Consider the following 22,301-nt stretch of genomic DNA (forward strand, 5'->3'; position numbering starts at 1 on the left):
ATGGTGGCGGCCGAACTCCGGCATCTCCCTGAACTGGTGGCTGCTGTTGATCTGCGCCTCCTACGGCGCGCTGCTCGGCTGGGGCGCGCTGGCGCGCTCCCGCCGCGCCCTGCTCGGCTCCCTGCGCGAACGCGCCCGCCGCGCCGAGGCGGAGCAGGGCAGGCGGATCGCCGAGGCCCGCATGGCCGAACGCCGCCGGCTGGCCAGAGAGATGCACGACGTGCTGGCCCACCGGCTGTCCCTGGTGGCCACCCACGCCGGGGCACTGGAGTACCGCCCGGACTCCTCCCCTGACCAGCTCGCGCGGGCCGCGGGGGTGGTCCGCACCGGTGTCCACCAGGCGCTGGAGGAGTTGCGCCAGGTGATCGGGCTGCTCCGCGAGCAGGACGACGAGCTGGACGAGCTGGAACCCCGGCCTGGCCTGGCCGACCTGCCCGGACTGATCGCCGAGGCACGGCAGACCGGCCAGCCGGTACGTGTGCGCGAGGAGGTCACCGACGACGCCGGCCTGCCGGCTGCCGCGTCCCGTACCGCGTACCGCGTCGTGCAGGAGGGGCTGACCAACGCCCGCAAACACGCGCCCGGCCAGCCGATAGAGGTGCTGCTGCGCGGCGCTCCCGGCACGCCCCTGCTGATCGACATCCGCAACCCGCTGGCCCCAGCGGGCACCGCCCCGCTCGCGCCCGGCAGCGGCCTCGGCCTGGTCGGGCTCACCGAGCGGGTACGACTGGCCGGCGGGCAACTGGACCACCACAACACCGACGGAGAGTTCCGGCTGCGGGCCCGGCTACCATGGCCCGCGTGATCCGCGTGCTACTGGTCGATGACGATGCCCTGGTCCGCGCCGGGCTGTCCATGATGCTCGACGGCGCCGCCGGCATCACCGTCGTCGCCGAGGCGGCCGACGGCCAGGAGGCGATCACCGCCACCGACGCGCACGCCCCCGACGTGGTCCTGATGGACCTGCGCATGCCGCGCGTGGACGGCATCACCGCCACCCGCCGGCTGCGCGCCCGCACCCGGCCGCCCGAGGTGATCGTGCTGACCACGTTCGACACCGACGAGAACGTCCTGCACGCGCTCCGCGCCGGCGCCGCCGGGTTCCTGCTCAAGGACACCTCGCCACCGCAGATCGTGGAAGCGATCACCCGGGTCGCCGCGGGAGACCCGATCCTGTCCCCGCGCATCACCCGGCGGCTGATGGACCGCACCGTCGCCCAGGCCGGCGCCTACGAGCGCGCCCGCGCCGCACTGGCCACCCTGACCCCGCGCGAGCACGAGGTGGCCCTGGCGATCGCCCAGGGCAGGACGAACGCCGACATCGCCGCCGGCCTTGCCATGGGCATCACGACGGTGAAGGCCCACGTCTCCAGCATCCTGACCAAGCTCGGCCTGGACAACCGCACCCAGATCGCGCTCCTCGCCCACGACGCGGGCCTCACCTGAAGGGAGTCGCGGCGCCGGGGGTGATGCCGGTTCAGAACACGAGCGCGATCTTTCCGGTCAACCTTCCGGGACGAAAGGGTTCACGACGGTAGATAGGCCCGGAGCAGGGGCACAACCTGGGCGGATACCACCTGTTCGATACCCACACCACCAGCGAGGACCTGTCATGCAAGCCGTCACCGTCCGAGAGCGCGCCGCCGGTCTGGCCGGGCTTTCCCTGACAGAAGAGCCATACCCGCACGCCGCCGAGAACGACGTCATCGTCCGGGTGCACGCGGCAGGTTTCACGCCTGGAGAGCTCGACTGGCCGGGAACGTGGTCCGATCGCGCGGGCCGAGATCGCACGCCCACCGTGCCCGGGCACGAACTGTCGGGTGTCGTCGCCGAGTTGGGGTACGGAACCACCGGCCTGACCGTCGGCCAGCGGGTGTTCGGGCTGACCGACTGGACCCGCGACGGCTCGCTGGCCGAGTACACCGCGGTGGAGGCCCGCAACCTCGCGCCGCTTCCTGCCGACGTCGGCCACACCGTGGCCGCCGCACTGCCGATCTCAGGGCTGACCGCGTGGCAGGGCCTGTTCGACCACGGCCGCCTCGCCGCCGGTCAGACCGTCCTGATCCACGGAGCCGCGGGCGGCGTCGGTTCCATCGCGGTACAACTCGCGCGCGAGGCAGGAGCCCGGGTGATCGGCACCGGCAGGGCCGCCGCCAGGGACACGGCACTCGAGCTCGGCGTTGACGCCTTCCTGGACCTGCAGGCCGATCAGCTTGACGAGGCCGGTCAGGTCGACGTGGTGTTCGACGTGATCGGCGGCGAGATCCTGGACCGCTCGGCCGCGCTGGTGCGCACCGGCGGCACGCTCGTCACCATCGCCTCGCCACCCAGGGTCCGGCCCCGAGACGGGCAGGCGATCTTCTTCGTCGTCGTGGCCGATCGCGCCCGGCTTACGGACCTGGCCCAGCGGGTCCGCGACGGGCGGCTCCGCCCGATCGTCGGGGCGGTGCGGACGCTCGCCGAGGCGCCCGCGGCGTTCGCGCCCGCCCAGCGCACCCCCGGCAAGACGATCATCCGCGTCAAGGAAGGCGGATAACCGGCAACGAGCGATGGGGTGACCTCCAGAAGGCCGGAGATTCCCGCGGAACCTGCGACGTGCCGCCGCTCACGAACGGGCCTTCAGGCCGTCCAGGGTGAGGTCGAGCAGGCGTTCGGCCTGCTGTCGTTGGTCGGGGCTCGCCGAGGTGAGCGCGATGCCCGCGAGGGCGGCACCCATGTCGGCGGGGCTGATGTCGGTGCGAATCGTCCCGGCAGCCACACACGCGTCCATCAGTACGGTGATGGCAGCCTGGATCATGTCCCGGCTGTGGCCGTAGGGGTTGCTTCCCGCGGCGGCGATGGCCCGCAAGGCGTCAGCCATGCCGAGTTTCGCGGTGACGTAGTCCAGGAAGAGGCGTGTCCAGGCGCGCAGGGCTTCGTAGGGCGGCTTCTCCGCGAGCAGGCCGGGAACGGCGTCGCACAGCTGAGCCACCTCATTGCGGTAGACCGCCTCGATCAGAGCCTCACGGGTGGCGAAGTTGCGGTACAGCGTCGCGGTGCCCACGCCCGCCTCCTTGGCGATGCGCTCCAGGTGCGCGTCCAGCCCCTCCCCGGCGAACACGCGCACCGCGGCCGCGAGGATCTTGTCTCTGTTACGCCGCGCGTCAGCTCGCAACGGGCGTTGTGCACTGCCGGCGTCAGCGGTCGCCATTCCCTGTCCGGTTCCCTTCGATTTGCTAAGTGGAGGAGCGCCCACTTAGCCTGACGTAAGTGGTGGCGCCTCCACTTCCACTTTAGGCCATGGTCTGACCTGCGCACATCCCTTTTTGGAAGGACGTTGATCATGTCAGGTATCGAAGGCAAGGTCGTTGCGATCACAGGTGCCAGCAGCGGCATCGGAGCAGCGACGGCGGCCTACCTCGCCGAGAAAGGCGCCCGGCTCGTGCTCGGGGCCCGACGGGAGGACCGGCTGCACGCGGTGGTGCACCAGATCACGGCGAAGGGCGGCTCGGCCGTCGGGACCGTCATCGACGTGACGCGCCGCGAGGACCTCAAGCGCCTGACGGACACGGCGGTCGACCGGTTCGGCCGGCTCGACGTCCTGGTCTCCAACGCCGGCACGATGGCGGTGTCACCGTTCGACGAGCTGCGCCAGGACGACTGGGACGCGATGGTCACGACGCACATCACCGGCCTGCTGAACGGCATCGGGGCGGCACTTCCCGTCTTCAGGCGGCAGTGCTCCGGCCAGTTCGTCAACGTCGCCTCCACCGCTGCCTACGTCGTGAAATCCCCGCAGGCCGTCTACGCGGCCACCAAGGCGGCGGTGAAGGTGCTGACCGAGGGACTGCGGCAGGAGTCGGGACCCCACCTGCGTGTCACCCTGGTCTCACCCGGGTTCACCAACACTGAGGGCGTGGGCAAGGGGGCGAGTCCCGAGGCAGCGGCGGCGGCAGTCCGGCAGCGCGACGAGATGGCCATCCCGCCCTCCGCCATCGCGTCCGCGATCGGTTACGCGATCGAGCAGCCCGCCGGCATCGACATCAGCGAGGTCGTCGTCCGGCCCACCGTGCAAGCCTGACATCCGGCCGCACGGCGTGCGCCTGGGCAAGCATCACCAAGACTTGCCTTCGCCCGTGGTTAGGCGTCGAAACGCCGGGACAGCGTACCGACATGATCCGAGTACGGCTTGCCGGTGGCCTTCTGGCCGCGGGCATGGTGGCCGCCGCCACCGCACACGCTCCCGCGGCAGAGCGTGCGACCGGCCGGGCGCCGGTTGCCGCATCACTTGCGCAGCCACCGTCTGAGACGTTGTCGCCTCTGCTGGAACAGGCGCTCCCGAACGTCAAGGGCAAGACCTTCACTTCGGCGATCGTGAACTTCCCGCCCGCCGCACGCGCGGCCCCGCATCGGCACGGCAAGGCCTTCGTCTACGCCTACGTGCTCGAAGGCACCGTGCGCAGCCGGCTCGGTGGCGAACCGGCGCGTACGTACCGCCGAGGCGAGAACTGGGTCGAGCAGCCAGGCGCCCACCATGTGCTCACGGAGAACACCAGCCCCACCCGGAAGGCGAAGCTGCTGGTCATCTTCATCTCCAACACAGGAGACAAGCTCAAGGTCGACGATCCGCCACGATGAAAGCCGAACCCATGTTCCCGGGAACTCCCGCGGCCGCGGCGGCGCTGTCCGTGGCCACCCGCTGCTACTCGCCCGCGCTGCTCAACCATTGCCTCCGCTCCTACCTCTGGGGAGTGAGGTACGGCACGGCGCACGGGATCGTCTTCGACGTGTCCCCGGCCGCCGACCCCGAGTCCCACCTGCTGCAGGTCGCCACGGGCTGGGAGGTGGTCGGCCGCCGCCCGGAGGAGTTCCCGCCGGACGCGAGGGCGGAGATGCTCGCCCGCCATCCACGACTGGACTTCGGCCCGGCACTCCTGGCGCGCTTCGAGGCCCAGGCGAGGCGCAAACCGGACAGCGCCACCGCCGCCTCGGTCGGCAACGACGTCGCCGGCCGGATCGCCGCCAACCCCCTCGAAGACCGCCCACCCGCCTGACCTCGATCTACAACTGCGGGGCGACGCTGGACAGGTGGCCGGGCCAGGTGCACGACCATCGGAGGGGGTACGCGACGCTCCCGCGCAGGGTTCAGAGCGAGCGCGAGGAGGTGTGGGACCCCATGTGGGCGGTGATCCGGACCGCGGACTGACGCTCGAGGAGGTCGGCCACACTGGGGATGGCGCCTCCCTCGACGAGCTTGCTGAGGATGGTGCGCACGTGGTCCACGAGCCCGCCCGCGGGGTTCGTGGCGAGGATCGGTGCGAGAGCGGTGATCAGGGCCGCGGTGGCGAGCAGGTGAGCATGGCGACGCATACGGGACCTCCTGAGTAACGTACGGTGACGACATCGCTCAGGAGATCACGGTCCGTGGCGGTCCGGGCCGGCACGCCACAGGGACAAGGCGCGTTCTTTAAGCTCCGCCCGGCCCAGCCTGAACCGCGTCTGAGGCCCGGCAGCGGAGACGGGCACCTGGCGGCGGCGGGGGAGCGGGGGGAGCGGCCGCCGCCCGCGAGCGCTGCGCGAGGGTGCCGAGGTGAATGCCGCCGGCCAGGTTATTGGCGGGAGAGCGCGCGAGTGAGGCCCGCCAGGATGGTCGTCGCAAGGGTCCACCCCGCAATGATCATCGCGGCGGCGAGCCATTGTTGGAAGCCGCGCGGGCCGAAGGCGGTCTCCTGCCCGAAGCTGATGATCGGGAGGAGCAGGTCCAGGGTGTAGAGGAAGGCGTTGAAGGGGGGCGCCTCGCCTGGCTTGAAGGCCGGTGGCTGGTGGACGGTGAAAACGACCGTGCCTATGAGGAGAAGGGCCGCGAGCCAGAGCGCGGCGCGGAATGGGCGGTAGCCGTACCCGACGGTCCAGTCCTGCAGGTGCCCCCACAGCCGCGCCCCGAGCCGTTGCCCCGTGCGACGGCGACGCTGTTTGGCCAGCAGCACGTCCCGGGCGGCCTCATCGTGACCATGCCTGCGGTAGACGGTGGCCAACTGCTCATACGGTTGTGGCTGGTAGGCCTCCTTGGCCAGCCAGTCGAGGCGCTCCTGGACAGGCAGGGGAGCTTCCAGGCTGTCGTAGGTGAAGCCGTTCATCAGGAGGTGGGCAGGCCACCGGCCGGGTACGTCATCGAGCACGCCGACCCGGGTGTGGTGAAGGTCGACGGTGCGCAGCAGCACGGTCTCCGGCCCGATCCTCAGCGAAGCCGCTTCGACGCCACGCAGGTGAAGGTCACCGTCGATGGTGGCCTCCGCGAAGCACAGGGTGGCGGCGATCCGGGAATTTCTGATCGAGAGGGATCCCGCGGCCGTGAAGCCTTCGCAGCAGTCGATGCCACCGCCCGCATTCACCTCCGACAGCGTCAGAACCCGGCCGCCGGGATTGCTGAGGGCCGCGCCGTGAAAGTCCACGTTGCCCTCGACTCTGGCGCTGATGAGCACGATCTCCCCGTCGGCGCTGAAGGCCTCGCTACAGCTGAGCCTGCCGGTGACCCCCAGCCGCCGCAGTGATAGCGCCGTCGCACCCGGGTTGGACAGCTTCCCGCCGTCGACGTTGACCGATCCGCGGACCTGGGTGGAGTCCAGGAAGACCTCTCCGGTGGCCACGAAGCCCGGTGTGGCGCGCAGCCCGCTGCCGATCTCCATCAGCGGCGCGTTCAGCGCGCGTCCTCCCGGATTGACGAGACTCGCCAGGGCGAAGGAGAGTTGACCGGCCACGTGGGCACCGCGCAGAAGGACTTCGCCCTCGGCCGTGAGGCCCTCATTGATGAGCAGCCTGCCCTCGACGGTGAGCCTTTCCGCGTTCAGGGCGATGCCGTCGGGGTTGGACAGCCGGGCTCCGCTGTACACGCATCGGCGTCCCACCCGGGCGTCCTGCACGCTCAGTTCGCCGTAGGAGTGGAAGCCGTGACCACATGACAACCCGCCGTCGATGACGATCCCTTCGGCGGTGAGGCTGAGGCCGCCCGGCCGCCCGACCCGCGCGCCGTCGAGGGTCATCGTCCCGCCGATCCTGGCGCCCGCGACGCGTAACTCACCGTCGATGACGGCGCTCGCACACAGAAGATCACGGTCGGCGATCAGGCCGTCGGCCTGGACGGCCAGATCTGCGTGGATCACCGCGCCGCTGAGATTCATCGTCCCGGACACGTGGGCTCCACCGAGCTGAACCGGACCATCCAGCACGCAGCCTTCCAGGCGCAGGCCCCCGCCGATCTCGGCATCCGCAGCCTGCAGTCCGGGCAACCGCGAAGCCGCGAGGTCGACCAGGCCGGCGTGGGCGCCGGTGAGGACCGCCGCTTCCTCGAAATCGCAATCAGTCAAGATCAGGGGGTGTTGGACCTCGGCGTACGACAGGTCCAACCGGCCGGTGATCCGGGCTCCGGACAGGTGCATGCCGGGCGTCTGCCCTGCAAGGCGTTCGCGGGCGCCGAGCAGCATTTGTGCGACGATCGCAGCCCGAACGGGCGTGCCGGGGAGATCCACAGGACGAGCTGCGGGAAACGCCTCCCAGAGGGTGAGTTCCGGCTCGGACAGATCCTCGATGATCACAGGGCACTCCAGGAACGTCGCACGCGTCGGTAAGGAGATGCTCCAAGGTCACCACCGGCTCCGCAACCGTCAGGCCCTGCTCGTCCCTTGTGCCCCATCGAATGCTCCGGAACGAACGAGATGACCCGGCGCGGCGTCACCAGGGCGGCGTCGGGCCCCTCGCCGCCCGGACCCTCCCGGTCATCGGGCTCGCGTGACGGGTCTCACCTGAGGCAGGTCTGCGCGGTCATGACCAGGGTGACACCGAGGACCATGTTCTTCGACGCGACGAAGACGTAGATCGCCTTGGTGTTGCCCGGCACGGTGGCGTAGGTGCCGTACATGGCGTTCTTCCTGAGGTTGGGGTAGGCGGCTCTCAACTGCGCGGGGGTGGAACCCCAGCCGATTCCCTGAGGCGTCTTGACCTTGCCGGGCGCGGAGATCGTCACCACACCCTGTCTCTTCGAGATGAACAAGCCCGCCCGGTTGCCGTCGTACCGATGGTTCTTGAAATCGTAGGCCGAGCAGGTGATATCAGCCTTGATGGTCTTGCGCACGATTCGGCCGGTTCCCTTGGCCTTCGCTTCGGTCATTCCGAGTCGTATGTTGCCGTACCCGAACGGCCCTAATGTCGCCTTACCGGCGGCGGCGTTCGCGGCGGTCGGGGCTCCCGTCAGTGCGACGGCGCCGGCCACGGCCGCCACCAGTGCCGAGCGTCCGACTCGCAGGATTGTCGTCTGGTTCATCATGCTCCTTTTGCGATCATGAACGTGTCACCATAGCCGATAGCCGCTCGGCTGGAGAGACGGAAACACGGTTTCGTGCTTTGAACTGCGCGAGGGTACGAGACGGCTCGGCGGCTATGAAACAGGCCGGACCGATGAGGTCGCCGGCCTGGCACGGGATGCCCGCGCACGCGGCCGGGGCTCCATCCCGGCGAAGAGGGCATCGAGGATCCGGTCGACATACTCATGGGTCAGTGGCCCCTGAGTGATCAGGAACTGGAAGTACAGCGGGCCGGACAGGATCGCCATCGCCAGGGTCAGGTCGAAGTCGGGCGACAGCTGGCCTTGGTCGCGGGCCGCCTTCAGCCGGGCGACGGTCTTGTCCGCCAGGGGAGTGATGAAGCGCTCGTTGAGCGCGGCGGCGAGCTGGGGATCGTACTGGGCCTCGCCGATCAGGGCACGGAACAAGGGGCCGAAAGAGGGCCCGGCCAGCAGGTCGACGGCCCCGTAGATTTGCGCGCGCAGATCGGCGATGACGTCGCCGGTGTCGGGGTAGGCCAGGGCGGACTCGTGCAGACACAGCAGCGAGTCCAGCAGCAGCGCCCCCTTGGAGGGCCATCGGCGGTAGATGGTGTGTTTGCCCGCTCCAGCGCGGGCCGCTACGGCCTCGATGGTCAGCTTGGCGTAGCCGATCTCCTGGCCGAGGTCCAGCGTGGTGCGCATGATGGCCTCGGTTCGTTCGGTGCTGCGACGATTGCTGGCGTCAGGCATGTGCTCACCTTAACGGCACGGCACGTGCCGTGCTTTACATCTGCGCGCTCCTTGGGCATCATCTAATCGGCACGGCACGTGCCGTGCCGAATTTCGATAGTGCCCTGCCTGCGGTTCCAGCACGAGAATTGAGCCATCAGCATGCCTGCTCCGTCCCACCACAACCCATTCGCCGACTGGCTCGACGGCCATGCCACCCCACTCACCCACCTCGACCCTGACGCGCCGCTCGACGACCTGGAGCCGCTGCGCGAGCTCATCGGCGACGCGCGCGTCGTCGCGGTCGGCGAGAACTCCCACTTCATCAGCGAGTTCTCGCGCCTGCGCCGGCGCATCCTGCGCTTCCTGGTCGAACGTTGCGACTTCACCGTCCTGGCCTTCGAGTACGGCTTCAGCGAAGGCTTCCCCCTGGACGCCTGGGCCCAGGGGGAGGGCACCGACGATGACCTGACGGCCCAGCTCGCCGAAGCGATTCCGGTGGGAGTCGACGAGTCGCTGCGCTGGGTGCGCAGGCACAACGCCACAGCCGCGACGCCGGTGCGTTTCGCCGGGATCGACATCCCGGCGGCCGGTGGGTCCCTGCTTCCCGCCCTCGCTCCGGTCGCCGACTACCTGCGCCAGGTCGACCCCGAGACCCTACCGGCGATCCAGAAGGCGATGCGGATCGCCGAATCGTTCGCCGGTTCCTCCGCCGCCTCGGCCGCGCCCGCCTGGACCCGCCTGACCAGCGCAGAACAGGACTCCCTCAGCGCGGCCCTGATGCGCCTGCTCATCCGCTTCCGCGCCGTCGCACCGCTGTACCTCTCCCGCTCCGACCAGCACAGCTACGACATCGCACTGCGCCGCCTGGAGGCCGCCTGCAACGCCGACTACGGCTTCCGCGCCATGGCCGGCCTGTACGCCGGCAACGGCCTCACCGCCGACACCTCGGCCCGGGACGTCTACATGGCCGGGTCGGTCGTGTGGCACCTGGAGCACCTCGGCCCCGGGACCCGTATCGTGCTGGCGGCCCACAACGCCCACATCCAGAAGACGCCGGTCTCCTTCAACGGCCACCTCACGGGGCTCCCCATGGGACAGCACCTGCACGACTCCCTGGGCGATGACTATGTCGCCCTCGCCCTGACCAGCATCACCGGGCACACCGCCGACATGCGCCCCGACGAGAACGCGCGCTTCGGTTTCGCCATCGACAACACCGCGCTGGAGCCGCCCGAGCCGGGAAGCGTCGAAGCCGCCTTCGCCGACGCCGACCTGGGGCTCAGCATCGCCGATCTCCGCCAGGCGCGCACGGAGGTTTCCACCGGCCCCGACCGCATCCGCATACAAAGCGCCTACCTGCACACGCCCATCCTCGACGCGTTCGACGGCATCCTCACCACCCCGACCTCCACCGTGGCCGACGACGTCGAAAGCTGAGCAGCCACTTCCGCCGAGCCGTCAGGCTCACCCCATCAGAAACCAGGCAGACGCCTGACATTGAACGACACGATTGGAAGGCCATCGAGATGAAGCATCACGATCAGGTCGCGCGGGAACGCGACGAGAACCCGCGAGAGGAACGACCGATGACGGACGCCGATGTGATCATTGTGGGCGCCGGTCCGACGGGTCTGATGCTGGCGGCTGAGCTGCGGCTGGCCGGCGTGCGGCCGGTGCTGCTGGAGCGGCAGCCGTGGCGCCGCGACACCCCGAAAGCCGGTGGTCTGGGCGGGCAGATCCTGGAGTTGCTGCGCTACCGGGGCTTGCTGGAGCGTTTCGAGGCGGCCTGCACCGGCCCCGTGCCGGCTCCTCGCTTTCCGTTCGGCGGTGTGCATCTGGACTTCACCCAGCTGGCGGATCCGCCGATGCACGCCCTGCCGCTGCCGCAGCAGCTGCTGGAGCGGCTGCTCGACGAACGCGCTGGCGAGCTCGGCGTCGAGGTCCGCCGCGGGCATGAGGTGGCCGGGGTGAGCCAGGACGATGGCGCGGTGAGCGTGGATGTGCGCGGTCCCGGCGGGCCGTACCAGGTGAGCGCCCGCTACCTGGTGGCATGCGACGGCGCGCGCAGCCGGGTCCGCGACTGGGCCGGCATCGGCTTTCCCGGTGTCACCTATCCGGAGGTCAACCGGCTGGCCCAGGTCACCCTGCCCGACACGGTGACCGTGCTCGGCAACGGCGACCTCGACATCCCCGGCTCCGGCACCATCCGCGCCGGTTTCACCCGGACCGACCACGGTCTGTTCGGCGTCGGCTCCTCGCCCGGCTCCCAGGCCGTTTCTCTCTACACCATCGAGGACGAGAGCACCGAATACGACGACGACGTCCCGATGACCGTCACCGAACTGCAGGACAGCCTGCACCGCGTGCTCGGCCTGCACCTGCCCGTGAAAGAGGCGAGCCGGCTCTCACGGTTCACCTTCAAGGCCCGCCAGGCCGAGCGCTACCGCCACGGCCGCATCATGGTGGCCGGTGACGCGGCGCACCTGTTCCCGGCCACCGGTGTGGCACTCAACGCCGGCCTGCTGGACGCGGTCAACCTGGCCTGGAAGCTGGCCGCCGATCTGCACGGCTGGGCGCCGGCCGGGCTGCTGGACACCTACCACGACGAACGCCACCTCGCCGGCACCCGCACCATGCTGCACACCCGAGCCCAGGTCGCCCTGCGGCGCGGACACGACGCGGCCGCCGAGGCGCTGCGGGAGGTCTTCCAGGAACTGCTCACCGACGAACAGCCGCTGCGCCGCATGGGAGCCCTCGTCGCCGGCGCCGACATCCGCTACCCGACGCCCGGCCCCGGCCACCACCCGCTGACCGGCACCTTCGCCCCCGACCTCACCCTGCACACCGAGCACGGCGTCACCAGCGTCGCCGATCTCCTGCACCCCGCCCGGCCCATCCTCCTCGACCTCGCCGACCGCCCAGACCTCCACCGGATCGCCCAGGACTGGCGGCACCGCGTCGACATCCACACCGCCAAAACCGATGATCGACCGGCCGACATCCTCCTGATCCGCCCGGACGCCCACATCGCCTGGGCCGCCGCCATCGACGAACCCGCCGACACCGCCGCGCCCGCACTGCGCGACGCACTCTCCACCTGGTTCGGCACACCCTGAGCACGACGACCAGACCGCCACGCCGATGTACGCAGCCTCATCCGACGTCGAAGGGCGGCATCCGGATGGGTGACGGCGTAGACGGTGCGCATGAGCGAGCTCTTCCTGAAGGGGGCCGTCCCTCAGCGATCTTAAGAGTGGTTCACGACAGGTAGGAAGCCGGAGTGGATCTCGCGCAGGAGAAAGTTCCTGGTCCCAGGTTCGCGGCCCGGTCCGGAGAAACTTTTGCAAGCGATCTATTCCAGCGCTTTTAAAGAGGACCGCAAGGCTTTCCCGTCAGCTTTTCTTTATGCGACGTCTCATCACCATCATTTTGCCCGTGATCGCAGCCTTGGTCGCCGTAGCCGGTCTGGCCGGTACGGCGAGTGCTACGGCGCCCGGCCGGGTCTCCGACTATTACGGACAGCGGCTGGCCTGGTCAGCGTGTGGCAGCGGGTACGAATGCGCCAAATTAAAGGTTCCACTGGACTATACGAAGCCGAGCGGCAAGCAGATTAAGATCAGCTTGATCAGGCTCCCGGCGACCGGAAAGAAGATCGGTTCTCTGGTGCTCAACTTCGGTGGCCCTGGAGCCTCCGGCGTGGACAGCTTGAAGGCGAACAAGGCGGCCGTGTCGGCCTCCCTCCGCAAGCGGTTCGACGTGGTGAGCTTCGATCCGCGGGGCGTGGGCGGGTCATCCCCCGTCCGGTGCCTGGGCACGCTGGGCCTGGACGCGTTCTTCTCCACCGACCCGACGCCCGACACCAAGGCCGAGGTCAAGCAGACAAAGGCGTGGTCCAAGACGTTCGCGAACGCCTGCAAGGCCAACGCGGGCAAGGACCTGCTCGCGCACGTCAGCACGGGTGAGGCCGCGCGGGACATGGACGTGATGCGGTCGGCGCTGGGCGATGCGCGCCTGACGTACCTCGGCTGGTCGTACGGCACCTACCTGGGCGCCCGGTACGCCGACCTGTTCCCGACGCGGATCCGCGCCATGGTGCTGGACGGCGCCGAGGACCCGAACCAGTCGGGCGACGAGTTCGCCCAGGCCCAGATCGTGGGCTTCCAGACGGCGCGGGACTCGTTCCTGCGTGACTGCTTCAAGGCCAAGGACTGCCCCTTCAAGAAGCACTCGGTGAGCGTGGCGGCGAAGAAGCTCGACGCGCTGTACAAGCGGGCCGATCGCGCGCCCCTGCGCAACGCCTATGACGGCCGCCAGGTGAGCGAGGCTGTCGTGCGCACCGGGGTGCAGCAGGCGTTGTACGCGGTGGCGTACTGGCCGGCTCTGCGCGTGGCGCTGACCCATGGGTTCAAGGGCGAAGGCTCGTACCTGCTGCAGCTCGCCGACCTGTACAACGGGCGCCGGGTGGACGGCACGTACGCCAACACGCTTGAGGCGTTCAGGGCCATCAACTGCCTCGACCGTCCCGAGCTGCGCTGCCCGTACTGGCCGGTCAAGGGCAAGAGGTTCACCAAGAAGGTACGGGCCCACGGCTCGCCCCCGATCGTGGTGGTGGGCACGACCCGCGACCCTGCGACGCCGTACGCGCTGGCCAAGGCGCTGGCGGGCCAGTTGTCGAAGGGCGTGCTGCTCACGAAGGACGGCGACGGCCACACGGCCTACGTCGGCGGGGCCACCTGCCTGGAGCGGCAGATCGACCGCTACCTGATCACGGCCAGGGCGCCGAGGCCGAACACGTGCGCCGCCAGGGTCTGACGCCGACTCCCGTCACCAGCCCCGGCCGGGGCTGGTGACGTTCGGGTATCGGGGGCGCCTCGACCGCCCGAGATCGTCGTCCAGGCTATTGATCATGTCGCCTCGCAGGCGAACGATGGGGTACGCGGTTGTCGCCAGGCCGGAGGCGTTGCCCAGATCTTCAGTGGCTGCTACGTCACCGTTGGTCGACCGGTCACATGCGATCACTACGTCTGGCATGCCGCGACTTCGCGGCCCCCATCGACGGAGGAAAGTCTCTGATGCGAGTCGTCCCATTCCTGACCACCACGACCGCGGTCGTCGCCACGGTGACCGCCACGGTGGCCGCGCTTGCCGTCCCGGCCGTGGCGGTGGCGGATCAGGCCCAGGCCGTTCACGGCCGGCAGATCCAGGTCCGCCGCGATCACCCCGACGTACGAGTCCCGTTCGTGGTGAAGAGGTCCGGCGAGGCGCTCATCGACCTGGACGCCGCCGCGCCCGGCACGGACTGGGCCGTGAAGGGCGGCGAGTCGGCGGTCGTGTCGATCTACGTCGACAACCGCTACACCACCGACCTCGTCGTCTCCGGAGACCAGCCGCTGCACCGGCAGTTCGCCCTCGGCGGGGTCGGCGCGGGGCCGCACCAGCTCCGGCTGCGCTTCGCCGCAGACCGTTCCGCGGCGAGGAGCACCTCCGTCCGGCTCGGCGCGGTGAAGGTGACGACGTACGCGCCGGGCAGCACCGAGTACCTGGCGCTGCGGTACGCCCCGATCGTCCACGGCCGCAACAACGCCGAGCTCGGCAGCCCGTACCAGAACGCCACGACCGACACGCCTCTCATCGCCTGGCACGAGTCCGGGCCGGGGACGGCGCCCGGCCGTACGAAGCTCACCTACTCCCTGGTGTGGAGCAACGAGGACGGCGGGACCAACACACCGGCGCTGATGGCCCGCTGGGGCCGTACCACCGACATCGAATGGATCTACGACGTCGAGGTGGACGAGCACGGCCGCCGGGTCGCGGGCAGTGACACCTATCAGGCCGCCAACCACGAGACGCTGCACTTCTCCGGGAAGTACGAGGGCGACCACGCCCTCCTGGAGACCTGCACCAGCAACAACAACATGTGCGACCAGGTCACCGATCCGATGCGGTTCTTCCTGTCGGCCCTGCAGACGCGGCCGGCGGACCAGGCCCGCGAGCACATGATGGACACCAACGCCTGGACCTACCAGATCATGTCGAAGGAGATGATCAGGGAAGGCAAGATCGAGGTCGCGTCGGACACGACACCTGCCACGCCGGAGGTGAGCGACCAGCGCAACTACCTGTACGCGGTGGTCAAGAAGACGACCGACCGGCCCAACACCGGGTCCTCCTGGGTCGGCGTCTCGCTCGGCGTACGACTGAAGAGCGGCGACACCGTCTATGTGTCGAACCACGTCGACCCGACCTGGTCGATCCAGCGGGACGACCCCGCCGCCACCACGGTGGAGCTGCCGTCCGGCACGACGGCCGACGACATCGAGGAGATCACCGCCAACCGCGTCGTGGCCGGTACGGACAACGGCGCCGTCCTGCACGTCACCGGCATCGGGCGGGGCTTCCTCCTCGGCGAGAACTACCTTCCCCAGCAGTCCTTCCTCTCCTGGAACGGTGACGTGAGCCTCGACCAGGCCACCCCCTCGTCGGTGATCTGGCGCCGCTGACCCCGATCACCCTTCCTGGCGGGGCCGGAGGCGAACCTCCGGCCCCGCCGTCTGGACAAGGCGCTCCCCACTCCTGACGCTTGCCTCCACGTAGAGCCGATCACTACTCTGAAAGGAGCGTGCGAGGGCGCTGCCAGTCCGCGGGCAGGGATGTTCCCACCTCGAGCAGCACGTCAACGCACTGGACAAGACCAACCTCTTTCCGGCCGGGCAAGCGGACCTCGGCGACGAAGGAGGTTGCGATGCCCGATCGCCATTTCGAGCTGCCGGCCCATCCGAACCTGGAGTTCTACCGCAAGCAGGCCAAACACCTGCATCACGCGTACGCGGCGGGCGACGCGGCAGCCGAAGCCCGGGTCGCCGACGTCCTGAGCGATCGAGCCGCCGAGCGGTTCCTGCTCAGCGACGCCCAGTTCGTGCTCGCTCAGGACCACGGATTCCGGACCTGGGCCGAGTTCCGCGCCCACGTCGAAAGCCGCGGCACCACCGAAGAACGGCCGGTCTCCCGCCTCATGGGAGTCAGACCGGGCATCTACGCCTCGATGGCCGACGCCCTCCTCACCGAGCTGCACCGCGGCGATCCCGGCGCGCTGCGACGGTTGCGGGCCTACGTGCCCCGGCACGCCGGCGCGACCTCCGCCGCGACCGCCGGGCTTCGCGACGCGCGGCTGATCATCGCGCGGGAGCTCGGCTTCCCGACCTGGCGGGAGCTCGTGTCGTTCACCGAGAAATCCCGGCGCGATCTCGACGAACGCCGGCAGCGGCGGCGGCGGCTGCGCCGCGAGGCCGAGGCCCTGCTGGCCGGCGACACCGATCGGCTGACCGGTCTGACCGCCGAGCAGGCCGACACCCTGCTGCACACGCTCGCGGGCCCCGAGACGATCCCCGGCGTCCGGTCCGAGCAGGACCTAGGCGTGCCGCGCGCCGGAGTCGAGGTCCTGCTCGGCAAGGCCACCGACCTGGATCTCCCGCTCGCCCGGGCCGCCCGCTACAACCGGGTCGAATACGTGCGCCTGCTGCTCGACGCCGGCGCCGAGTCCGGCATCGGGAAATGGGGTCTCACCCCGCTGGAGAACGCCATCTACCACGGCAACACGGAGGTCGTCGACCTGCTCGCCGAGCACGGAATCGTCCCGGGGGCGCTGTGGACGTATGCCGCCTGCGGCCGGCTGGATCTGGTGCGGGACTGTTTCGACGCCGACGGCGGCCTCCGGCCGGACGCCGCGCCGGCGCGCCCCGACCTCGCCGACACCGGCGCGGGCTTCCCGTCTCGGCTGCCGGCGACCGATGATCCGGAGGAGATCGTGGGGGAGGCGTTCGTCCATGCCTGCCAGCACGGCCGGGTCGAGATCGTGCGCTGGCTCCTCGACCGCGGTGTCCATCCCGACATCGCGCCCTACCTCGGGCGGACCGGCCTGCACTGGGCGATCCCGGGCGGTCGTCTCCCCGTGATCCGCCTGCTCCTGGAGCGCGGCTCCGACCCGTCCATCCGCGACGATCTTCTCCGGATCGACGCCGATGGCTGGCTGCGCATCGCCTTCGCCGCTCGCCCGCACGATCGCGTGGCTCAGCAGCTCCACGATCTGATCGAGTCTGGATCGCGTTGAGCCACCGCCCATCCCCGACGCACCGGCTGTTTTCACACGAGAAGGGACCCGGGATGAAAGTAGAGGTCTACGCCGACATCGCGTGCCCGTGGTGCCGCCTCGGCACGCACCAGTTCCACCGCGCGGTGGCGGCGGCCGGTGCGGAACCGACCGTCGAACTCGTCCATCGCCCGTACCAGCTCGTTCCCGACGCGCCCGAGGAGCCCCGGCCGCTGATGGGCACGGTGGTCGAAATGTTCGGTCCGGAACAAGCTGAGGCGATGGTCACGGAGATGACGCGGATCGGTGCCGGCGAAGGGATCGAGTACCGATTCGACCGTGCGCTGGCGGTCAACACCCTGACCGCGCACCGGCTGCTGTGGCTCGCCTTGCACGAGCAGGGTGCCGAGGTGCAGGCCGCGCTGGCGACCGCCCTCTTCGACGCGTACTTCCGCGACGGCGTGAACATCGCCGACCACGGGCAACTCACCGAACTGGCCGAGCGGATCGGCTTGGAGCGCCGCCGGGTGCGGGACTTTCTCGCCACCGAGGAAGGAAGCGCCGACGTACGTGAGCAAACGGCCGCGGCGCGGCGGGAGGGGGTCACCACCGTGCCGAGATTCGTCTTCGGGAACGGCGAGCTGATCGTCGGTGTGACCAGCACCGAGGCGCTCGGCGACGCGCTCAGGAAGGCCGGCGGCCGGTAACGCGCCCCGGCCGCCCGGTCACGTCACCAGGCGCAGCCAGGCCGCCGCGAGCGCCGCGTGACCGGCCGGCGTCGGGTGCACGCCGTCCTCGGCCCAGTACTCCGGCCCGGTCGTCGCGGCGAGTTCGGCGAACATGCTGTCGGCGGGAAGCAGATGGGCGCCATACTTGGCGGCGAGCTCCCGCACGGCCTGGATCTTCGGGTTCAGGTCGGCGCGCCATTCCTTTCGCTCTGCCTCTCCGATGAGCGCGCGTGCGACACCGGCTTGGACGACGCCGTGGATCGGCAGGAGGAACGGCTCGATGAGGATCAGCTCCGTGCCCGCCTCGGCGAGGGGCGCGAGCAGACGGTCATAAGCCGCTCCGAACTCCTCCACGGGGATCACGTACCCCTTCGGGTCCAGCGTGTGCCAGCCCATGTCGTTGACCCCGGCGAGGATCGACACCACATCCGGGTGCGCGTCGAGCACGTCCGCCTGCCAGCGGGCTTCGAGGTCCATCACCTTGTCGCCGCCGATCCCGGTGTTCAGCCAGGTCACCGGGCGGTCCGGATGCCGTAGGCCCCACTCGCCCGCGATGCGCAGCGGGTAGCCGGACCCGAGGCCGTCCTCGCTCTCCAGCCGTCGGCAGTCGGTGATCGAATCGCCGGTGAACACCACGGTGCTCCCTGGCCGGAGGGTGATCGTCATGTGCGCTCCTTGAAATCGGTTCGGGGTCCGAGGTGTGGCCGGAGGGCCTTCGCCGGCGAGGAGGTGCCAGGCGTCCTGGGGGACGGTGTCGTCGATGGGAGTGGCCGCCTGGTCGCGGGCGGCGCCCCGGGTGCGGGCGATTCCCCAGCAGACGAGGGCCGCCGCGACGACGGTGAGGGTGAGGCCCGCGATGGTGACGGCCTGGTGGAACTCGCCGGTCTGCCGCGGGCTCCAGTGGGTGGTGGTGATGTCGCCGGTGAACAGGGTGGCGAGGATGGTGCCGGTGACGGCGATGCCGGTGCCGGAGGTGATCTCGGTGGCGGTGTCGACGAGCGCGGTGCCGATGGTGGTCCGGTTCTCGGGCAGGCCGCGGACCACGTTGAGTCCGGCGACGACGCCGACCACGCGCATCCCGGCCGCCACGAGGACGAGCGCCGTCGCGACCCACAGGTAGCCGGACCGGCCGAGCAGGCCGTAGACGGCGAGGCCGGACACGACCGCCGCGGCGCTGATCCATGCGGCCCGGTCCAGGCCGACGCGCCGCACGAACGGGTCGACGAACGCGCTGCCCGCGATGAGGACGACGACCTGCGGCAACATCCCGACGGCGGCCAGCGCGGGCGTCCAGCCCCAGTCGAGCTGCAACTGCAGCGTCACCATGTAACCGAGTCCGGCGGTCGCCAGGCCGGTGGCGGCCTTGTAGGCCAGGCCGCTGGAGACCAGGGGGAGGGCGAGGAGCTTCAGGTCGAGCAGCGGATGGCGGGCCAGGCGCTCGCGCAGGACGAAGCCGATCGCCGTCACGGCGGCCGCGGCGGTGGCCGCCCAGGGCGCCCAGGAGCCGGCGCCCTGGTCCACGAACAGCGTCGGAGTGAGGAGCGCGAGCACGATCGTCGCCGTGCCCAGCAGCATCCCGGGGACGTCGAGGGGGTCGCGGTGGAGTCCGGCCGGGTCGTCGGCGGCGATGCCGGACCGCATGCCGAGGAACGCGAGCGCGGCGATCGGCACGTTCATCAGCAGCAGGACCTGCCAGGGCGCGATCGCCAGCACCAGGCCGCCCGTCGTCGGGCCGATCGCGAGCCCGACCAGGCCGACGGTCGAGATGAGGGTCAGCGCGCGCACGCGCGGGCCATCCTCGTCGAACAGCCGGAACGCCAGCGCCATCGATCCAGGCGTCGTCATCGCCGCGGCCACACCCATCGTCGCCCGGACGGCGATCAGCTGCTCGGCGGTGGTGACCACGGCGGTCGCCAGGCTCGCCACGCCGAGCAGGACCAGCCCGATCAGCATGATCCGCCGCCGGCCGAAGCGATCGGCGATCGCGCCGAACGCCAGCATCAACCCGCCGAACACGACCGCGTAGGCGCCCGTCACCCACTGCAACGCGGTCGTCGAGGCGTGCAGCTCGCGTCCGATCACGGGTAGCGCGACGTTCAGGATCGAATTGTCCAGCATCTCGAAGAGGAACACCGCCGACAGCCCCGCCAACGCGACCCACGCCTCCCGCAGCGAGCGGGGAGTATGACCAGACAGGCCTTGTTCGAAGGACATGCCACTAGGTTATCTGACTAAATTAAGTGACACAACAGATTGGAATGCTCAGGACCGGAGCCGGCTCCTTGGTGGCGTGAGGGTGCGTGGACGGACTCAGACATGCAGGGTGGGCCGGTAGATGAGCTCCTGGGTGTGGCCGTCGAGCGTCCGGCTCTCGATCAGTTCGAGGTCGAAGTCGGCCGCACCCTGGAAGATCGGGTCCACTCCGGTCAGACCGGTGATCACCGGGAAGAGCGTCACCTGGACGCGGTCGACCAGACCGGCGGCCATCAGCGCCCGGTTCAGCGACAGGCTGCCGTGCGAGCGCAACGGCACCGCGGACTCCTCCTTGAGCCGGGCGACGACGTCGACGGCGTCGCCGCTCACGAGGGTCGCGTCCGGCCAGTTGAGAGGTCCTTCGAGGGTCGCCGACACCACCGTTGTCGGCAGGTTCCTCATCCGGGTGTTCACCGGGTCACTCACCTCGGACTCCTCGGTGCTCGGGCCCAGCACCTGCACGAATTGCCGAAAGGTGTTGGCCCCGAGGACCATCCGCTGCTCCTCGCCGTACAGGGCGAGGCGGCGGTCCAGGAACTCGGGGCCTTGCTTACCCCAGTAGCCGCCCCAGTCGCCGCCGTCGTAAGAGCCGAAGCCGTCGAGGCTGGAAAAGACGTCGAAGGTGTAGGTAACGCTCATGATGCTCTCCTTGAGTGCGGTCGATCGGGGGCGAAGGTCTTGACTGTTCCTCCGCGGCTCTCACCTTGACTACGAACGCGCTCGACGCCATTCGACACCACCGCGGAAATGCCGCACACCGTGCTGCGCCGCCGGAGAGCCGGTGCAGAATGCCAGGCATGGATCTACGACCGGAACCGCTTCCCCCGCCTGTCTCTCAGGAGCGCCAGGAGCAGCTGGGACGGCAGATCGGCCGGATCGCGGAACTCGCCCGGGATGCCGCCCGCCCGGATCGGCTCAAGGTGCCGGACATCACCCGGGAAGAACTCGCCGAGATCGTCCGGAGAATCATGCAGGCCGACCCTGAATTACAGGACGCCACCGCCGAGGAGATCGTTGACGCCGCCCTCAGCTATCGTCCCATCGCGTTGTGACCGCGGAGCGGGGGCCGTGGCCTCCTGGAGCCGCACCGGCCCGGGGCCGCGGCCCCGGAGGGCGTCGTCGGGATTGAGGAGCAGGCAGGCCTTCATGGACAGACAGCCACAGCCGATGCAGCCGGTGAGCTCCTGCTCGAGGCTTTCGATGGCACGGCGGCGTTCCTCGAGTTGCTTCTTCCAGACGCGGGAGACTCGCTGCCAGTCCTCGTGGGTGGGGGCGCGGTCGGAAGGGAGGGTGGCGAAGACCTCGGCGACGTCCGACAGCGGGATGTGGAGACGCTTGGCCACGATGATCAAGGATATCCGGCGCAGCATGTGCCGGGAGAAGATCCGCTGGTTGCCGCTGTCGCGTTCGCTGAAGATCAGACCCTTGCGTTCGTAGAAGTGCAGGGCGGAGGCGGACACGCCGGTCCGGCGGATGATCTCACCGATCGTAAGATGATCGTCCGGACTGGCGCGCACGGCATCTCTCCTTGCTGCGATGGGGCAGTGGTGGTCAGGCGGGGTGGTCAGGCGGGGTGGCGGGACGTTCAGTCGATCCTGCCGGCGCCGGGCGCGCGGGACTCGCGGGCACGGGTCGCGCCCAGGGCGACCAGCAGGGCGATGACGGTGAAGAGCGCGAAGCCTCCCCGCCACCCGGTAGCCGTGATCAGCAGTCCCGACAGGGTGGGGCCGATGGCGATGCCGACGCCGGCCATGGTCCCCATCAGGGCGAAGGCGCGGTTGCGGGCGGCGCCGTCGTAGCTGGAGGCGAGGATGGCGCCGCCGGCGGCCATGATCCCGGCGCCTCCGACGCCGGAGACGATGCGGGCGACGTCAGTGATGATGATCGCCGGGCTCAGTGCCGTCGCGAGAAATCCGGCCGCGAAGACCAGAGCCGCGGCGACGAACACCCGGCGGCGGCCGACCCGGTCGGCGGCCGATCCCGCGACGAGCGTCATGGCGGCGAAGGCCAGGTTGTACCCGGCGACGACCCAGTTCAAGGGGGACCCCGAGGCATCGAGGTCGCGGCCCATGCTCGGCAGCGCGACCGCGGTCCCCGAGATGGACATCGCCACCAGCACGACGCCGACCAGGACTACCGGAAGCGTCAACGCTGACGGGCGATCCACTGCGGCCGGGTGTGGCGATGAATCTGTGGTGGTGTCCAT

22 protein-coding genes are annotated in these 22,301 nt (G+C 69.8%); 13 read left to right on the plus strand and 9 right to left on the minus strand.

Annotated features, from left to right (window positions below; translation table 11 throughout):
- The 3 genes from ACFPZ3_RS58895 to ACFPZ3_RS58905 form a co-directional block, all read left to right on the plus strand.
- Positions 1–805 (plus strand): sensor histidine kinase (locus ACFPZ3_RS58895; RefSeq protein ID WP_379523192.1); only part of this gene is annotated, 805 nt, incomplete at its 5' end.
- Complete coding sequence (locus ACFPZ3_RS58900) at positions 793–1,446, plus strand: response regulator (protein WP_379523193.1); 654 nt, start codon at positions 793–795, stop codon at positions 1,444–1,446. The genes ACFPZ3_RS58895 and ACFPZ3_RS58900, both read left to right, overlap by 13 nt.
- A gap of 166 nt (positions 1,447–1,612) precedes the next feature.
- Positions 1,613–2,536, plus strand: a complete 924-nt coding sequence (locus ACFPZ3_RS58905) for an NADP-dependent oxidoreductase (protein WP_379523194.1) — start codon at positions 1,613–1,615, stop codon at positions 2,534–2,536.
- A gap of 69 nt (positions 2,537–2,605) precedes the next feature.
- On the opposite strand, the gene ACFPZ3_RS58910 is transcribed toward ACFPZ3_RS58905, so the two are convergent.
- On the minus strand, positions 2,606–3,190 hold the full coding sequence (locus ACFPZ3_RS58910) for a TetR/AcrR family transcriptional regulator (protein WP_379523195.1): 585 nt from the start codon (positions 3,188–3,190) through the stop codon (positions 2,606–2,608).
- Positions 3,191–3,322: 132 nt separating this feature from the next.
- On the opposite strand from ACFPZ3_RS58910, the gene ACFPZ3_RS58915 reads away from it, so the two are divergent.
- The 3 genes from ACFPZ3_RS58915 (at position 3,323) to ACFPZ3_RS58925 (ending at position 5,033) form a co-directional block, all read left to right on the plus strand.
- Positions 3,323–4,060: an SDR family oxidoreductase gene (locus ACFPZ3_RS58915; RefSeq protein WP_379523196.1), complete on the plus strand. Its 738-nt coding sequence runs from the start codon at positions 3,323–3,325 to the stop codon at positions 4,058–4,060.
- 230 nt (positions 4,061–4,290) lie between these two features.
- Positions 4,291–4,617, plus strand: coding sequence for a cupin domain-containing protein (locus ACFPZ3_RS58920; protein ID WP_379523197.1), 327 nt, complete (start codon positions 4,291–4,293; stop codon positions 4,615–4,617).
- Positions 4,614–5,033 (plus strand): hypothetical protein, encoded by a 420-nt coding sequence (locus ACFPZ3_RS58925; RefSeq protein ID WP_379523198.1) that lies wholly within the window; start codon positions 4,614–4,616, stop codon positions 5,031–5,033. The genes ACFPZ3_RS58920 and ACFPZ3_RS58925 overlap by 4 nt, the downstream gene beginning before the upstream one ends.
- Before the next feature lie 91 nt (positions 5,034–5,124).
- Here the strand turns inward: ACFPZ3_RS58925 and ACFPZ3_RS58930 are convergent, their stop codons facing one another.
- The 4 genes from ACFPZ3_RS58930 to ACFPZ3_RS58945 all read right to left on the minus strand — a co-directional run bounded on the left by ACFPZ3_RS58930 (position 5,125) and on the right by ACFPZ3_RS58945 (position 9,046).
- Positions 5,125–5,349 carry a hypothetical protein gene (locus ACFPZ3_RS58930; RefSeq protein ID WP_379523199.1) on the minus strand — a complete coding sequence of 75 codons (225 nt, stop codon included), beginning with the start codon at positions 5,347–5,349 and terminating at the stop codon, positions 5,125–5,127.
- A gap of 239 nt (positions 5,350–5,588) precedes the next feature.
- The gene (locus tag ACFPZ3_RS58935) at positions 5,589–7,571 is read right to left on the minus strand and encodes a hypothetical protein (protein ID WP_379523200.1); all 1,983 of its coding nucleotides are present in this window, start codon (positions 7,569–7,571) and stop codon (positions 5,589–5,591) included.
- Positions 7,572–7,774: 203 nt separating this feature from the next.
- The gene (locus ACFPZ3_RS58940; RefSeq protein WP_379523201.1) at positions 7,775–8,254 is read right to left on the minus strand and encodes a hypothetical protein; all 480 of its coding nucleotides are present in this window, start codon (positions 8,252–8,254) and stop codon (positions 7,775–7,777) included.
- A gap of 156 nt (positions 8,255–8,410) precedes the next feature.
- Positions 8,411–9,046 (minus strand): TetR/AcrR family transcriptional regulator, encoded by a 636-nt coding sequence (locus ACFPZ3_RS58945; protein WP_379523202.1) that lies wholly within the window; start codon positions 9,044–9,046, stop codon positions 8,411–8,413.
- 141 nt (positions 9,047–9,187) lie between these two features.
- Here ACFPZ3_RS58945 and ACFPZ3_RS58950 point away from each other — a divergent pair, with 141 nt between their 5' ends.
- The 6 genes from ACFPZ3_RS58950 to ACFPZ3_RS58975 all read left to right on the plus strand — a co-directional run bounded on the left by ACFPZ3_RS58950 (position 9,188) and on the right by ACFPZ3_RS58975 (position 17,821).
- Positions 9,188–10,465, plus strand: a complete 1,278-nt coding sequence (locus ACFPZ3_RS58950) for an erythromycin esterase family protein (RefSeq protein WP_379523203.1) — start codon at positions 9,188–9,190, stop codon at positions 10,463–10,465.
- A 149-nt stretch (positions 10,466–10,614) separates the two neighbouring features.
- On the plus strand, positions 10,615–12,144 hold the full coding sequence (locus ACFPZ3_RS58955) for an FAD-dependent monooxygenase (RefSeq protein ID WP_379523204.1): 1,530 nt from the start codon (positions 10,615–10,617) through the stop codon (positions 12,142–12,144).
- 289 nt (positions 12,145–12,433) lie between these two features.
- Complete coding sequence (locus ACFPZ3_RS58960) at positions 12,434–13,840, plus strand: alpha/beta hydrolase (RefSeq protein ID WP_379523205.1); 1,407 nt, start codon at positions 12,434–12,436, stop codon at positions 13,838–13,840.
- 260 nt (positions 13,841–14,100) lie between these two features.
- The gene (locus ACFPZ3_RS58965) at positions 14,101–15,528 is read left to right on the plus strand and encodes a hypothetical protein (protein WP_379523206.1); all 1,428 of its coding nucleotides are present in this window, start codon (positions 14,101–14,103) and stop codon (positions 15,526–15,528) included.
- A 242-nt stretch (positions 15,529–15,770) separates the two neighbouring features.
- Entirely contained in the window at positions 15,771–17,135 is a 1,365-nt protein-coding gene (locus ACFPZ3_RS58970; protein ID WP_379523207.1) for an ankyrin repeat domain-containing protein, read from the plus strand.
- A gap of 53 nt (positions 17,136–17,188) precedes the next feature.
- On the plus strand, positions 17,189–17,821 hold the full coding sequence (locus ACFPZ3_RS58975) for a DsbA family oxidoreductase (RefSeq protein WP_379523208.1): 633 nt from the start codon (positions 17,189–17,191) through the stop codon (positions 17,819–17,821).
- Between the two features lie 18 nt (positions 17,822–17,839).
- On the opposite strand, the gene ACFPZ3_RS58980 is transcribed toward ACFPZ3_RS58975, so the two are convergent.
- Together ACFPZ3_RS58980 and ACFPZ3_RS58985 are read right to left on the minus strand one after the other, a co-directional pair.
- The gene (locus tag ACFPZ3_RS58980) at positions 17,840–20,056 is read right to left on the minus strand and encodes an MFS transporter (protein ID WP_379523209.1); all 2,217 of its coding nucleotides are present in this window, start codon (positions 20,054–20,056) and stop codon (positions 17,840–17,842) included.
- A 96-nt stretch (positions 20,057–20,152) separates the two neighbouring features.
- Positions 20,153–20,734: a dihydrofolate reductase family protein gene (locus ACFPZ3_RS58985; protein ID WP_379523210.1), complete on the minus strand. Its 582-nt coding sequence runs from the start codon at positions 20,732–20,734 to the stop codon at positions 20,153–20,155.
- A 158-nt stretch (positions 20,735–20,892) separates the two neighbouring features.
- On the opposite strand from ACFPZ3_RS58985, the gene ACFPZ3_RS58990 reads away from it, so the two are divergent.
- Complete coding sequence (locus ACFPZ3_RS58990) at positions 20,893–21,147, plus strand: hypothetical protein (RefSeq protein ID WP_379523211.1); 255 nt, start codon at positions 20,893–20,895, stop codon at positions 21,145–21,147.
- Here the strand turns inward: ACFPZ3_RS58990 and soxR are convergent.
- Together soxR and ACFPZ3_RS59000 are read right to left on the minus strand one after the other, a co-directional pair.
- Positions 21,082–21,612, minus strand: coding sequence for a redox-sensitive transcriptional activator SoxR (gene soxR, locus ACFPZ3_RS58995; RefSeq protein WP_379523212.1), 531 nt, complete (start codon positions 21,610–21,612; stop codon positions 21,082–21,084). The genes ACFPZ3_RS58990 and soxR overlap by 66 nt on opposite strands.
- A 68-nt stretch (positions 21,613–21,680) precedes the next feature.
- Positions 21,681–22,244 (minus strand): MFS transporter, encoded by a 564-nt coding sequence (locus ACFPZ3_RS59000; protein WP_379523213.1) that lies wholly within the window; start codon positions 22,242–22,244, stop codon positions 21,681–21,683.
- Positions 22,245–22,301: the final 57 nt, after the last annotated feature.

Source organism: Nonomuraea insulae, from assembly GCF_042656245.1.

Excerpts from the sequence above, each read along its gene's own strand:
- ACFPZ3_RS58900 (WP_379523193.1), top strand. The coding sequence starts at position 793 with ATGGCCCGCGTGATCCGCGTGCTACTGGTCGATGACGATGCCCTGGTC.
- ACFPZ3_RS58975 (WP_379523208.1), top strand. The coding sequence starts at position 17,189 with ATGAAAGTAGAGGTCTACGCCGACATCGCGTGCCCGTGGTGCCGCCTC.
- ACFPZ3_RS58990 (WP_379523211.1), top strand. The coding sequence starts at position 20,893 with ATGGATCTACGACCGGAACCGCTTCCCCCGCCTGTCTCTCAGGAGCGC.
- ACFPZ3_RS58980 (WP_379523209.1), bottom strand. The coding sequence starts at position 20,056 with ATGTCCTTCGAACAAGGCCTGTCTGGTCATACTCCCCGCTCGCTGCGG.
- ACFPZ3_RS58965 (WP_379523206.1), top strand. The coding sequence starts at position 14,101 with ATGCGAGTCGTCCCATTCCTGACCACCACGACCGCGGTCGTCGCCACG.
- ACFPZ3_RS58915 (WP_379523196.1), top strand. The coding sequence starts at position 3,323 with ATGTCAGGTATCGAAGGCAAGGTCGTTGCGATCACAGGTGCCAGCAGC.
- ACFPZ3_RS58910 (WP_379523195.1), bottom strand. The coding sequence starts at position 3,190 with ATGGCGACCGCTGACGCCGGCAGTGCACAACGCCCGTTGCGAGCTGAC.
- ACFPZ3_RS58925 (WP_379523198.1), top strand. The coding sequence starts at position 4,614 with ATGAAAGCCGAACCCATGTTCCCGGGAACTCCCGCGGCCGCGGCGGCG.
- ACFPZ3_RS58960 (WP_379523205.1), top strand. The coding sequence starts at position 12,434 with ATGCGACGTCTCATCACCATCATTTTGCCCGTGATCGCAGCCTTGGTC.
- ACFPZ3_RS58955 (WP_379523204.1), top strand. The coding sequence starts at position 10,615 with ATGACGGACGCCGATGTGATCATTGTGGGCGCCGGTCCGACGGGTCTG.
- ACFPZ3_RS58970 (WP_379523207.1), top strand. The coding sequence starts at position 15,771 with ATGCCCGATCGCCATTTCGAGCTGCCGGCCCATCCGAACCTGGAGTTC.
- ACFPZ3_RS58930 (WP_379523199.1), bottom strand. The coding sequence starts at position 5,349 with ATGCGTCGCCATGCTCACCTGCTCGCCACCGCGGCCCTGATCACCGCT.
- ACFPZ3_RS58905 (WP_379523194.1), top strand. The coding sequence starts at position 1,613 with ATGCAAGCCGTCACCGTCCGAGAGCGCGCCGCCGGTCTGGCCGGGCTT.
- ACFPZ3_RS58985 (WP_379523210.1), bottom strand. The coding sequence starts at position 20,734 with ATGAGCGTTACCTACACCTTCGACGTCTTTTCCAGCCTCGACGGCTTC.
- ACFPZ3_RS58950 (WP_379523203.1), top strand. The coding sequence starts at position 9,188 with ATGCCTGCTCCGTCCCACCACAACCCATTCGCCGACTGGCTCGACGGC.
- ACFPZ3_RS58945 (WP_379523202.1), bottom strand. The coding sequence starts at position 9,046 with ATGCCTGACGCCAGCAATCGTCGCAGCACCGAACGAACCGAGGCCATC.